At 39.4% G+C, this 11,739-nt stretch carries 14 protein-coding genes; 8 read left to right on the top strand and 6 right to left on the bottom strand.

Going from position 1 to position 11,739, the window contains the following annotated elements:
- From dnaX to recR, 3 genes are all read left to right on the top strand, one after another.
- A partial coding sequence (gene dnaX, locus ABNR88_RS06155) for a DNA polymerase III subunit gamma/tau (RefSeq protein ID WP_348670183.1) occupies positions 1-1,449 on the top strand: 1,449 nt, incomplete at its 5' end.
- Between the two features lie 14 nt (positions 1,450-1,463).
- Positions 1,464-1,787 carry a YbaB/EbfC family nucleoid-associated protein gene (locus ABNR88_RS06150; protein WP_348670182.1) on the top strand — a complete coding sequence of 108 codons (324 nt, stop codon included), beginning with the start codon at positions 1,464-1,466 and terminating at the stop codon, positions 1,785-1,787.
- 17 nt (positions 1,788-1,804) lie between these two features.
- Entirely contained in the window at positions 1,805-2,389 is a 585-nt protein-coding gene (recR, locus tag ABNR88_RS06145) for a recombination mediator RecR (RefSeq protein ID WP_291926235.1), read from the top strand.
- A gap of 92 nt (positions 2,390-2,481) precedes the next feature.
- On the opposite strand, the gene gloA is transcribed toward recR, so the two are convergent.
- A complete protein-coding gene (gene gloA, locus ABNR88_RS06140; protein WP_291926233.1) occupies positions 2,482-2,871 on the bottom strand; it encodes a lactoylglutathione lyase in 390 nt (129 codons plus the stop codon).
- Between the two features lie 48 nt (positions 2,872-2,919).
- On the opposite strand from gloA, the gene ABNR88_RS06135 reads away from it, so the two are divergent.
- Entirely contained in the window at positions 2,920-3,531 is a 612-nt protein-coding gene (locus ABNR88_RS06135; protein ID WP_348670181.1) for a class I SAM-dependent methyltransferase, read from the top strand.
- Positions 3,532-3,544: 13 nt separating this feature from the next.
- Here the strand turns inward: ABNR88_RS06135 and ABNR88_RS06130 are convergent, their stop codons facing one another.
- Both ABNR88_RS06130 and ABNR88_RS06125 read right to left on the bottom strand, forming a co-directional pair.
- Positions 3,545-3,760 carry a hypothetical protein gene (locus tag ABNR88_RS06130; protein WP_291926227.1) on the bottom strand — a complete coding sequence of 72 codons (216 nt, stop codon included), beginning with the start codon at positions 3,758-3,760 and terminating at the stop codon, positions 3,545-3,547.
- The gene (locus ABNR88_RS06125) at positions 3,757-4,026 is read right to left on the bottom strand and encodes a GIY-YIG nuclease family protein (protein WP_291926225.1); all 270 of its coding nucleotides are present in this window, start codon (positions 4,024-4,026) and stop codon (positions 3,757-3,759) included. Before ABNR88_RS06125 ends, ABNR88_RS06130 begins: the two co-directional genes overlap by 4 nt.
- A gap of 45 nt (positions 4,027-4,071) precedes the next feature.
- Here ABNR88_RS06125 and ABNR88_RS06120 point away from each other — a divergent pair, with 45 nt between their 5' ends.
- Genes ABNR88_RS06120 through ABNR88_RS06105 form a run of 4 tightly spaced genes read left to right on the top strand, consistent with a single transcriptional unit; the run spans position 4,072 to position 9,322 of the window.
- Entirely contained in the window at positions 4,072-6,819 is a 2,748-nt protein-coding gene (locus ABNR88_RS06120; RefSeq protein WP_291926224.1) for a valine--tRNA ligase, read from the top strand.
- A gap of 1 nt (position 6,820) precedes the next feature.
- Positions 6,821-7,468: a TIGR04211 family SH3 domain-containing protein gene (locus ABNR88_RS06115; RefSeq protein ID WP_291926222.1), complete on the top strand. Its 648-nt coding sequence runs from the start codon at positions 6,821-6,823 to the stop codon at positions 7,466-7,468.
- 1 nt (position 7,469) lies between these two features.
- Positions 7,470-8,930, top strand: a complete 1,461-nt coding sequence (gene guaB / locus ABNR88_RS06110) for an IMP dehydrogenase (RefSeq protein WP_291926219.1) — start codon at positions 7,470-7,472, stop codon at positions 8,928-8,930.
- Between the two features lie 8 nt (positions 8,931-8,938).
- Positions 8,939-9,322 carry a group II truncated hemoglobin gene (locus ABNR88_RS06105; protein WP_348670180.1) on the top strand — a complete coding sequence of 128 codons (384 nt, stop codon included), beginning with the start codon at positions 8,939-8,941 and terminating at the stop codon, positions 9,320-9,322.
- 23 nt (positions 9,323-9,345) lie between these two features.
- Here ABNR88_RS06105 and ABNR88_RS06100 read toward each other — a convergent pair whose 3' ends face one another.
- The 3 genes from ABNR88_RS06100 to ABNR88_RS06090 all read right to left on the bottom strand — a co-directional run bounded on the left by ABNR88_RS06100 (position 9,346) and on the right by ABNR88_RS06090 (position 11,686).
- Positions 9,346-9,717 (bottom strand): hypothetical protein, encoded by a 372-nt coding sequence (locus tag ABNR88_RS06100; RefSeq protein ID WP_291926214.1) that lies wholly within the window; start codon positions 9,715-9,717, stop codon positions 9,346-9,348.
- Between the two features lie 12 nt (positions 9,718-9,729).
- Positions 9,730-10,230 carry a DsrE family protein gene (locus tag ABNR88_RS06095; protein ID WP_291926211.1) on the bottom strand — a complete coding sequence of 167 codons (501 nt, stop codon included), beginning with the start codon at positions 10,228-10,230 and terminating at the stop codon, positions 9,730-9,732.
- A gap of 184 nt (positions 10,231-10,414) precedes the next feature.
- Positions 10,415-11,686 (bottom strand): aminotransferase class I/II-fold pyridoxal phosphate-dependent enzyme, encoded by a 1,272-nt coding sequence (locus ABNR88_RS06090; protein WP_291926208.1) that lies wholly within the window; start codon positions 11,684-11,686, stop codon positions 10,415-10,417.
- Between the last annotated feature and the right edge of the window lie 53 nt (positions 11,687-11,739).

Raw genomic sequence — 11,739 nt, 5'->3', positions numbered from 1 at the left:
GCGCGTATTTTTGCCAAATCAATCAATTGTGAAGCGGGCGTTAGCTCTACACCTTGTGGCACTTGCCCTACTTGCATAGAGATTGATAGAGGTCAATCGATTGATTTGATTGAGCTAGATGCTGCGTCGCATACAGGCGTAGACAACATGCGCGAGCTATTAGAAAACGCACAATACATGCCCACCAAAAATAGGTACAAAATTTACCTAATTGATGAGGTGCACATGCTTTCCAAAAGTAGCTTTAACGCGCTACTAAAAACGCTTGAAGAGCCACCTGAACATGTAAAGTTTTTACTTGCCACCACAGATCCACAAAAACTACCAGTTACGGTACTTTCTCGTTGTTTGCAGTTTACGTTGTCACAACTTACCCATGATGAAATTTTAGGTCAGCTGAAATTTATCATGGATACTGAAAGTTTGAGCTATGAAGAAAGTGCGCTAGGCCAGATTGCTGAATTTGGCAACGGCTCAATGCGTGATGCACTAAGCTTGTTAGATCAGTCGATTTCTTACGGTAATGGCACCGTCACTAGCAAAGATATCAAGGCTATGCTGGGACTGGTTCATCATGATGATATTGTCATCCTGGCTAAGCATTTATTTAATCAAGATGCGAAAGCGGTGATTGATTTTGTAAAAGATTTATCTCATCGCGGTGAAAACCTTGTTAATGCACTTAAAGATCTTAGCTCACTGTTTCATCAGATTTCATTGGCGCAAATTATGGCTGATGAGAGTGATGCTGAGATTCGAGAATTGGCTGGTCAAATTTCCAATCAAGATTTGCAAATTTTTTATCAAATGGCAATTAATGGCACTAAAGATATGTCATTAGCACCAAGTGAACAAATCGGCTTTGAAATGACGCTTTTGCGCATGCTGGCTTTCCATAGTGATACGGATAGTCAAAATCCTGTGGAAAAAAAAACTCTAAAAATCACGCCTAGCACTACTTCAAGTGCGAAAACTGGCAAAAAACCTATACCTGCAAAGCCTCAAGAAAAAAAACCCGCTGAAAAATCAGCGCAACCTCAAGCCACTAACTACCTAACAATTACCAGTCAACAAGAGTGGGAAGAAGTTAGTCAGTTGGTTGAATTTGCAGGTGGCGCAAAAATGTTGGTCAAAAATACCCTGTTTGCTACTTTGCTAGACAACACACTCACATTAACACTTGATAAGCAATTTACTAACTTATTGAGTGATCATGTTCATCAAAGCATGCTTAAAAGTTTAAGGGTTAAATATACTGATTTAAATTTAATCATTAATCTTAATCAGCCAACCTCTGAAACCTTGGCACAAAAAGAGGCTAAAGCTCATGATGCATATTTAGCTAGAATCCAACAAGAGTTTTTAAATGATGAGGTAGTGCAAAAATTAGAACAAGCTTTTAACGCAAAAGTTGACGTTAAATCCATTAAAGAAATTACAAGACACTAAATAAGGAGCGACCTATGTTTAAAGGTGGAATGGCCGGGATGATGAAAAAAGCCCAGCAAATGCAAGATAACATGCAAAAAGCACAAGAAGAAATCAAAACTCTAAGTGCGACTGGTAAAGCTGCAGGTGGCGCGGTTGAAATTACCATTAATGGTGAGCATTTGGCAACAAATATTAAAATTGACGAGATGGTTATGGATGACAAAGACATGCTGGAAGATTTAATTCTAACGGCAATGAACGATGCTACTGCGCAAATCTCCAATGCATCAGAGGCAAAAATGAAAGGTGCAACGGGCGGCATGAACTTGCCTGGTGGCATGAATTTGCCATTTTAAAGAAGTTTTATTAGCTTATGATTGAATCCCTTAACAAAGCTTTTTGCGCCTTGCCAGGTGTTGGTAGCAAAACTGCGCAGCGTTTTGTATACCACTTGCTTGAGCGTAATCGAGATGGTGGGTTTGAGCTTGCTAAGGCTTTGGTTGATGCCATGGAGCACGTGCAACATTGTCACTCTTGTAGAACACTGAGTGAAAAGGATTTGTGCAATATTTGTGCCAACGAAGCGCGTGACAACACACAACTTTGCGTGGTTGAAACGCCAGCTGATATTCACGCTATTGAGCAAAGCAGCGTTTATAAAGGCAAGTACTTTGTTTTAAGTGGCTATCTATCCCCTATTGATGGTATTGGTGCAAGCGAACTAGGGTTAGATGATCTTGAACAGCGACTACAAGAGCGCACCATTAAAGAAATTATTCTTGCGACCAATGCCACTGTTGAAGGCGAAGTTACGGCGCATTATATAAGCAATATGGCCAAACAATTTGACGTACAAATTACACGCATTGCTCACGGTATTCCGATTGGCGGCGAACTTGAATATGCTGATATTAATACAATCGCTCACGCCCTATCAGGGCGTAAAAATTACGACTAAACGACTGATATATTTTTAAAAGTTTCCTGTTAAGGCGAGGTCTATGACGATTTTTTTTAACTCAATAAATGCTAGTAATTTTGTATAAAAAACTACTCAAATTTTTTGGATAGTAGCTCAATCTCATAGCCATCTGGATCTTGTAAAAATCCAACTATGGTTGTTCCAGCACTCATTGGGCCTGCCTCCCTTGTAACTGTAGCGCCTTGTTTTTTAGCCTTATCAACGGCTTCATACACATCTTCAACGTTAATGGCAATATGACCAAACCCTGTGCCAATTTTATATTCATGCTTAGTCCAATTATAGGTCAGCTCCAAAGCAGGATGCTCGGACTCAGGCCCATAGCCTAAAAAAGCCAGTGTAAATTCACCCCTAGGATAGTCTTTTTGACGCAACAAACTCATGCCTAAAACTTGTGTATAAAACGCGATTGATTTGTCTAAATTTCCAACTCTAAGCATTGTGTGCAAAATTCTCATAGCAACTCGTTTATAATCCAAAGATTCATTATTATAAACACCAAATCAATGACCGATAACTTCTCCCATTGGGATAAAGTTTACAAAACTAAAGACCACACTCAAGTTAGCTGGCACCAAGATCATTCAACCATTTCTTTTGATTGGATTTTGGAATTTGCCGATAAAGAAGATGCGATTATTGATGTTGGCTGTGGTGTATCGATATTGGCTGACAACTTGTTGGCCCAGGGATTTAGCAAAATTTCATTATTAGAATTATCAACAACAGCGATAGAAACATTAAAGACTAGGCTGAAAAAATCTAGTGATAAGCTAAGCTTCTACAATGAAAACATTCTGGATTTTCAACCCAATAGCACCTTTAAACTTTGGCATGATCGAGCGGTTTTTCATTTTTTAACCAGTCCAAAAGATCAAAAAATTTACCTGAAAAAACTCAATCAATATCTTCAAAAAGACGGCTTTTTTCTACTAGCAACCTTCTCACCAGATGGCCCTAAAGAATGCTCAGAGCTTGGTATTGTACAATATGACAAAGCCAAAATTAGCAAACTACTTGGAGATGGTTTTGATTTTATAAAAATGTTTAACGAGAAGCACCCACATCCTAATGGTTCAATTCAAAGCTTTAACTATTTCTTATTTCGAAAAAAATAATTAAAACTTCTTTTTATTTTTGAATAATAATTAAATCAGCGCGTATTTTTTGCTGATGATTAAACTCATCAATAAAAATTAAAAATTCAGCCCCATCCTTAGTTACTATATCAATTGGCTTTATTCTAACAATTTTTCCATCAATAGCCACCATCATTGACTGAGCGCGCATAATAACCAACTCATAAATACTATGATCCTCACATGAAATTTTTTGATAAGCGCTCATGTTGATTTAATCAGCGCCAATTTAGCACTTCTATCCATTTGTTTGATTTCGTACTCACGCTTTGAGGCACTAGATCTATCCTGCATTTTTTCTTGATAAACCAGTTGACACGGGGCATTTGCACGGGTGTATTTTGCCCCGCCCTTAATCTCGCCATTATGCTGACGCAAGCGCTGGGATAAATCATTGGTAATTCCGCAATACAGAGAGTTATTAGCGCACTTTAATAAATACACCAACCAAGTTTTATTATCCAATTTTTTCATCCACTTATAGTATAATTGCAAAGTTTAATCCATCTTTATAAGTTAATGGAAAAAACCTACAATCCTGAACAAATTGAAGCGAAATATCGCTCACTTTGGGAAGACAAAAATCTATTCTCATCAGATGCAAATTCTACTAGTGAGAACGCCTACTCAATCATGCTACCGCCGCCAAATGTTACTGGCTCATTGCACATGGGGCATGCCTTTCAACACACCATTATGGATGTGCTTACGCGCTACCATCGTGGAAAAGGTGAGCAAACGCTTTGGCAGCCTGGCACAGATCACGCTGGCATCGCCACACAAATGGTGGTTGAGCGTCAACTAGCCGCTCAAGATATTACGCGTCACGATGTTGGTCGTGAAAAATTTGTTGAAAAAATCTGGGATTGGAAAGAGCAATCTGGCGGCACAATCACCTCACAAATGCGCAGACTTGGCTCATCGGTTGACTGGGAAAAAGAACGCTTCACTATGGATGAAGGTTTATCTGATGCGGTTAATAAAGTTTTTGTTCAATTGCACGAAGAAGGCTTAATCTATCGTGGCAAACGTCTGGTTAACTGGGATCCCGTTCTACATACTGCCGTTTCTGATCTTGAGGTTATTAGTGTTGAAGAGCAAGGCTCTTTATGGCATATGCGCTATCCTATTACTAACTCTGATGAAGTAATGGTGGTGGCCACAACGCGCCCTGAAACTATGCTGGGTGATAGTGCTGTAGCCGTTCATCCAGAGGATGCTCGCTATGCACATCTCATCGGTCAAACTATCGACCTTCCACTAACGGATCGAAAAATAACCATTATTGCCGATGACTATGTCGACATGGAGTTTGGTACGGGTTGTGTAAAAATTACCCCTGCTCATGACTTTAACGACTACGAAATGGGTCAGCGTCATGATCTTGAAATTATCAATATTTTAACGAATGATGCCAAAATTAACGACGTTGTTAATAGCCCGTATATTGGCATGGATAGATTTGATGCTAGAAAACAAATTATTAAAGATTTAGAAGATCAAGGCCTACTGGAGAAAATTGAACCGCACAAACTCATGGTGCCTCGTGGTGATCGAACCAATGCGGTAATTGAGCCGTATATGACCGATCAATGGTTTGTAAAAATTGCCCCATTAGCCGAGCCTGCTATTGACGCTGTCAAAAATGGTGACATTAGATTTATCCCTGAAAACTGGAATAAAACCTATTTCAACTGGATGGACAACATCCAAGACTGGTGCATCTCTAGGCAAATCTGGTGGGGTCATCGAATCCCTGCCTGGTATGACAATCAAGGCAATATCTTTGTAGCAAATACCGAACAAGAAGCGCAAGCGCAAGCCGGAGAAGGTGTTGAACTCACACAAGATAACGATGTGCTAGACACTTGGTTTTCATCAGCGCTTTGGCCATTTTCAACCCTAGGCTGGCCAGAAAAAACCCCTGATCTTGCTCGTTTTTATCCAACTGATGTTTTGGTAACTGGCTTTGATATTATTTTCTTCTGGGTTGCTAGAATGATTATGTTTGGGCTAAAGTTTGCAGGAGATGTGCCTTTTAAAGATATTTATATCACTGGCCTTATTCGCGATGGACAAGGGCAGAAAATGTCCAAGTCTAAGGGTAACGTTTTAGATCCAATCGACTTAATTGATGGCATCTCTTTAGAAGATCTACTAGAAAAAAGAACACAAGGCATGATGCAGCCAAAAATGGCTAAAAAAATCAAAAAGCAAACTCAGCAAGAGTTCGCAGACGGTATTCCTGCCTTTGGTACAGATGCACTAAGATTTACTTTTGCCGCTCTTGCTTCGTTTGGTCGAGATATTAAGTTTGATTTAAAACGTGTTGAAGGTTACCGAAATTTCTGCAATAAACTTTGGAATGCTTCACGCTTTGTGCTGATGAAACTCGAAGGTGAGACAATTGATACTACGGCACCATTATCAACTGCAGACAAGTGGATTTTATCACGCCTACAAGTGACTAAGAAAAACGTTGAAAAACATCTAAAAGATTATCGTCTTGATCTTATGAGTCAAGAATTGTACGAATTTGTTTGGCATGATTACTGTGATTGGTACCTTGAACTATCCAAGCCACTTTTACAAGATGATGCCACCAAAGCTGGCACTCAGGCAACTTTGATCAAGGTGTTAAATGAAATAGTAAGCTTACTACACCCAATTATTCCATTTATCACTGAAGAGATTTTTGAACAGTGCAACGCCATTACTGGCGATAATGAAATTAGCCTAATGACCCAATCCTACCCAGAAGTAGATCAATCATTAAGCGCTAAAGACTCAGAAACTGAGATCAAATGGTTACAAACCTTTATTCTAGGTATTCGTAAAATTCGTGGCGAGATGAACATTCCACCTTCTAAACCACTACCTTGTTTTGTACAAAATTTCAATCAAACAGATGCACTATATTTACAAAATAATGCAAATATCTTAAATACGCTTGCCAAAATGGAAAGTATTGATAAACTTGATACTAGCGAAGAAGCGCCAGAATCTGCTACTGCTCTGGTTGGTGAGATGAAAATTCTTATCCCATTAGCCGGTCTAATTGATAAAGACCAAGAGATTTCACGACTTAACAAAGAAATTGAAAAATTAGAAAAACAAAAGATGCAATTTGAAGGAAAACTAAACAATGACAAATTCGTCTCTGGCGCCCCAGAGGCCATTGTCAATGTTGAGCGTGAAAGATTAAGCGCTACACTCAATGCAATTGGCGATTTAAACGACCAACTTAATAAAATATCTAACTTATAGTATGAAACTTAAACTTCTAAGCACCACCCTTCTACTAGTAAGCTCCCTTGTGAGTGCGCAGTCGTTTGTTTATATTACTGACCAAGTTGATATTCCAATGCGTGCTGAAAAAACTTTTGGCGATAATATTGTGCGTTCGCTTTCTTCTGGCTCTAAACTTGCCATTTTACAAGCCACTGAAGATGGTTGGACCCAGGTTAAATTTGAAGGCTCAACTGGGTGGATTATCTCTCGTTATTTATCTAACAACCCGCCTGCGAGAGCACAACTGGAAAAACTTAGACAAACTTATAATGCTAATAAACTGCTAATTAACAAGCTGGCCAAAAGAAAAAATGAGCTTGAAACTGAAGTTCAGTCATTGAAAGTTGAAAACACCAAACTATCTATTCAAACCAACAAGTCTGTTGCCGAAAAACAGCATGTTGAAAAAGTCTACAAAGATGCTTTAAAACTAGAGCATTCTAACGACAAACTCATCACCACAAATTTACAGCTACAAGCTGAAATTCAATTACTTAAAAATAACAAAACTGCTGCGCAAGATTCCAGCTTTAGAAACTGGTTTATTACCGGTAGTTTTGTTTTATTCTTTGGAATCTTAATTGGCTTTATTTTTCCAAACTTTGTCAACCGCAGGAGATATTAAAATGAACTTACTAAAAACCGCACTAACTTTCGATGATGTATTGTTAGTACCCGCACACTCAACCACTATGCCTAAAGAGGTGAGTATGTCAACCAAGCTCACAAAAAATATCACCCTAAATACCCCTATTCTTTCAGCGGCAATGGACACAGTTACCGAGGCTAAGCTTGCTATTACTATGGCTCAAGAAGGTGGCATCGGCATTATTCACAAGAATATGTCAGTTGAAGAACAAGCTAAAGAGGTTCGAAAAGTTAAGCGTTTTGAATCTGGCGTCATTCGCGAACCAATCACAATCAACTCTGAAGCTTCGGTGAGAGATGTTCTGGATAAACAAAAGAAGCACAAAATTTCTGCACTTCCTGTTGTTAAAGGAAACACAATTGTTGGCATGATAACTGGCCGCGATGTTCGCTTTGAAACCAATCTTAATGAAACAGTTGCTAACTTAATGACACCTCAGGATAAGCTAATCACAGTTATAGAGGGTACTGACATGACTGAGGTTCGTGCACTATTGCAACAGCACCGTATTGAGCGTGTTGTAATTACAAACGATGCTTTTGATCTTCAAGGCATGATCACCGTTCGTGACATTCAAAAATCAACTGACCATCCAAATGCCTGTAAAGATGATGCTGAGCAACTACGTGTTGGTGCAGCTGTTGGTGTTGCCTCTGGCACAGGTGCTCGTATTGATGCTTTAGTAGAAGCAGGTGTGGATGTTATTGTAATTGATACAGCGCACGGACACTCTCAAGGTGTCATTGATCGCGTTAAAAAGACCAAGATTAAACACCCAGATTTAAACATTATTGCCGGCAATATCGCTACTGGAGCTGCCGCTCTTGATCTAGTAAAAGCTGGCGCAGACTGTGTTAAAGTTGGCATTGGCCCAGGCAGTATTTGTACAACCAGAATTGTATCAGGTGTTGGCGTTCCACAAATTACAGCCATCTCTGATGTTGCTGACGCTCTTCAAGGCACTGGTGTTCCATTAATTGCTGACGGTGGCATTCGCTACTCTGGCGATATTGCTAAAGCATTTGCAGCTGGCGCTTATTGCGTTATGCTAGGCTCAATGCTGGCAGGTACTGAAGAATCTCCTGGTGAAATTGAGCTTTATCAAGGTCGTGCGTATAAATCTTACCGCGGAATGGGCTCTATTGGCGCTATGAATCAAGCACACGGATCATCTGATCGTTACTTCCAGTCAGACTCTAAAGCAGATAAACTGGTTCCTGAAGGTATTGAGGGTCGTGTTGCATTTAAAGGCTCTATCCGCCCTATCATTCACCAAATGGTAGGTGGCGTAAGATCATCTATGGGCTACACAGGTTGTGAAAATTTAGAGAAAATGCGCTCAGTGGCTGAATTTGTACAGGTAACCTCGGCCGGTATGGTGGAGTCACACGTACACGATGTCTCTATTACTAAAGAAGCGCCAAACTACCACCAGTAAGGTATTTCATGCTCACTCAATATGAGCAACTTGGTGGAGAGTTAGCGGTTAAAAATCTGGTGAATCGTTTTTACGATTTAATGGATCAACGTACGGATACATCTGAGTTAAGAGCAATGCATGCCAAGTCTTTGAAAATATCCAGAGAAAAATTACATTTATTTTTATCCGGTTGGCTTGGTGGCCCTTCTCTTTATATCGAAAAATACGGCCACCCAAAACTTCGAGCGCGTCATATGCCTTTTACCATTACTCCACTTGAGAAAGATCAGTGGCTTAGCTGTATGAACCAAGCTTTACAAGAACATATTACTGACAACACCCTATTGTTAATGACTTTGAGCGCCTCTTTTAAAGGGGTGGCCGAGCACATGCTTAACACCCAAGATTAGCCTTATCCAGGCTAGTTTTAAATCTAAGTAGCTAGAAAACGCACCAAGCCAGCTTTCCAATCACTCACAAAACCTTCAATTGACTCAATAAAGTCTTGATCATGGTCTTGCTGATTGATTGTGCAATGAATGGTTAAAATCTTGTTATGGTTGATAGTAAGCGTCCAGGCAATGGCATTAGGGCATGATGGCATAGAAAATCTAACACCTTGGTCTAACACCTCTCGATTGACTCTAAACTCACCCCATATACAATATATCGTACCCGTTGTTTGCTTGTCTTCTATTACTTGAGTGATCGATGCGCATAAGTTAATGGAATTTTCAATGGTTAGTATTTTTCGCAACCCTGAAGCATCAATATCAACAGGTGTCAAATATTCAAAAAATTCCACAGCTATTTAAACCTAGAAGATTGGTACCAACTTATGTCCTTGCGTTTGCCAGCCAATTAACGAAACAAAGCCATCAGCAACCATGTTCATCTCTTTAGGAATGGTATCGTTGTCAACACCAAACACGCGTGTAGCTACAGCACAAACCTCCATTCTAACCCCTAGTTTTGAGAACTCTTTAATTGACGCCTGAATAGAATTTAACTCATCTTCACTCTCTAGCGCAAGATCGTCTGCTGGCTCAGTGCTAAGGTATTGCACAGTCTGTCCAATGAAAACCAGCACCATGTTTGATTTAACATTTTGCTTAGTAAGACCTTTATGCGTGCCAAGAATAATATCTAGATAAAAGGCGGTTTTTTTAGGATTGGTAAAATCAATCAAAAACACGCTTTTCGCAGTTTCTATGCCATTTAAAGCAACAGAATCATTAATCTCTTTAGCGTGAATTGTTGGGCTTGAAAAGCCTAAAAAAAGCAACAACATTGATACGGTAATTTTCTTTAACATCATAATATCTTCCTCATTTTTTTAATTATATTTTTTGAATATGACAATAGCCTTATTAAAACTATGTCTATATTAGATGGCATTATAGATAAATATCAGACCTTATTACTACCTAAATAATAACAATTCAACTTAAAACTATTTTGATTGAATTGTTTATAGAAGTGCTGAGTATCTATTTGCCTTATTAAGCCTTATCTAGTGCCTGACTAACATCGGCAATAATGTCATCAATATGCTCTATACCAACCGATATTCTCACCAAATCAGAACTAACACCGGCAGCAGCCAACTCTTCCTCATTAAGCTGACGATGGGTTGTTGATGCTGGATGACAAGCCAATGATTTTGAGTCACCGATATTAACAAGGCGCAGTATCATATCAAGAGCATCAATAAATCGACCCCCTGCAGCAATACCACCCGTAATACCAAAACTTAGAATTCCAGAAGCCTTGCCTTGTGTGATTTTTTTACAATTTTCATAATAAGGGCTATCAGGTAAAGCAGCATAATTAACCCACTCTACCTTCTCATGATTTTGCAAATACTGTGCAAGTTTTTCAGCATTTTCACAATGACGATCCATACGCAGACTTAAGGTTTCTAATCCTTGCAAAATTTGAAAAGAATTCATTGGAGAAATGGCGGCACCCATGTTTCTTAGCGGCACTACCCTACAACGACCTATGTAAGCAGCCTCGCCAAAAGCCTCTGTGTAAACAACACCATGATAAGAAGGGTCCGGCTCATTTAGCATAGGAAATCTATCTTTATTTGCCACCCAGTCAAATTTTCCAGAGTCCACAATAACACCGCCAATCGAAGTACCATGTCCACCAATATATTTAGTGAGAGAGTGGACAACAATATCAGCCCCAAGATCAAAAGCTCGACACAAGTATGGCGTGGCAACAGTATTATCAACAATTAAAGGTACACCATGTTTATGCGCTATTTCAGCCAGTCGAGAAATATCAACAACATTACCAGCCGGATTACCTATCGATTCACAAAAAACCGCCTTAGTGTTTTTATCAATAGCTTGATCAAAGCCTTCGTAGTCATCATGTGTTATTAGTCGCGCCTCAATACCTTGTCTAGGTAAAGAATGAGCAAACAGATTGTAAGTGCCACCATACAGCTGACTGGTACTAACAATATTGTCACCTACCGTGCAAATACTTTGTAAAGCATAAGTAATTGCAGCCATGCCAGAAGCCAATGCCAACGCAGCAATACCACCCTCCATTGCTGCTACACGTTGCTCCAGCACATCTGTAGTAGGATTCATAATACGGGTGTAAATATTACCCGGAACCTTAAGATCAAAAAGATCCGCTCCGTGCTGAGTATCATCAAAAGTATAAGATGTTGTCTGGTAAATTGGCACTGCAGCAGACTTAGTGGTTTCTTCGGATTTATACCCTTGATGTAGGGCGATAGATTCTAATTTCATTATTCCTCTCTATATTAAAATTATGGTGAACACTTACTAGCAAAAAGAGTGCT

This window comes from uncultured Candidatus Thioglobus sp. (assembly GCF_963981275.1).
Classification (GTDB): Bacteria; Pseudomonadota; Gammaproteobacteria; order PS1; family Pseudothioglobaceae; genus Thioglobus_A.
The sequence above is the reverse complement of the archived record's forward strand: the minus strand, read 5'-3'. Positions and strand labels throughout refer to the sequence as shown.

Coding starts and splice junctions, on each gene's coding strand:
- ABNR88_RS06135 (WP_348670181.1), top strand. CDS start 2,920: ATGACCGATAACTTCTCCCATTGGGATAAAGTTTACAAAACTAAAGAC.
- ABNR88_RS06095 (WP_291926211.1), bottom strand. CDS start 10,230: ATGATGTTAAAGAAAATTACCGTATCAATGTTGTTGCTTTTTTTAGGC.
- ABNR88_RS06130 (WP_291926227.1), bottom strand. CDS start 3,760: ATGAGCGCTTATCAAAAAATTTCATGTGAGGATCATAGTATTTATGAG.
- ABNR88_RS06125 (WP_291926225.1), bottom strand. CDS start 4,026: ATGAAAAAATTGGATAATAAAACTTGGTTGGTGTATTTATTAAAGTGC.
- guaB (WP_291926219.1), top strand. CDS start 7,470: ATGAACTTACTAAAAACCGCACTAACTTTCGATGATGTATTGTTAGTA.
- ABNR88_RS06105 (WP_348670180.1), top strand. CDS start 8,939: ATGCTCACTCAATATGAGCAACTTGGTGGAGAGTTAGCGGTTAAAAAT.
- recR (WP_291926235.1), top strand. CDS start 1,805: ATGATTGAATCCCTTAACAAAGCTTTTTGCGCCTTGCCAGGTGTTGGT.
- gloA (WP_291926233.1), bottom strand. CDS start 2,871: ATGAGAATTTTGCACACAATGCTTAGAGTTGGAAATTTAGACAAATCA.
- ABNR88_RS06090 (WP_291926208.1), bottom strand. CDS start 11,686: ATGAAATTAGAATCTATCGCCCTACATCAAGGGTATAAATCCGAAGAA.
- ABNR88_RS06150 (WP_348670182.1), top strand. CDS start 1,464: ATGTTTAAAGGTGGAATGGCCGGGATGATGAAAAAAGCCCAGCAAATG.
- ABNR88_RS06120 (WP_291926224.1), top strand. CDS start 4,072: ATGGAAAAAACCTACAATCCTGAACAAATTGAAGCGAAATATCGCTCA.
- ABNR88_RS06115 (WP_291926222.1), top strand. CDS start 6,821: ATGAAACTTAAACTTCTAAGCACCACCCTTCTACTAGTAAGCTCCCTT.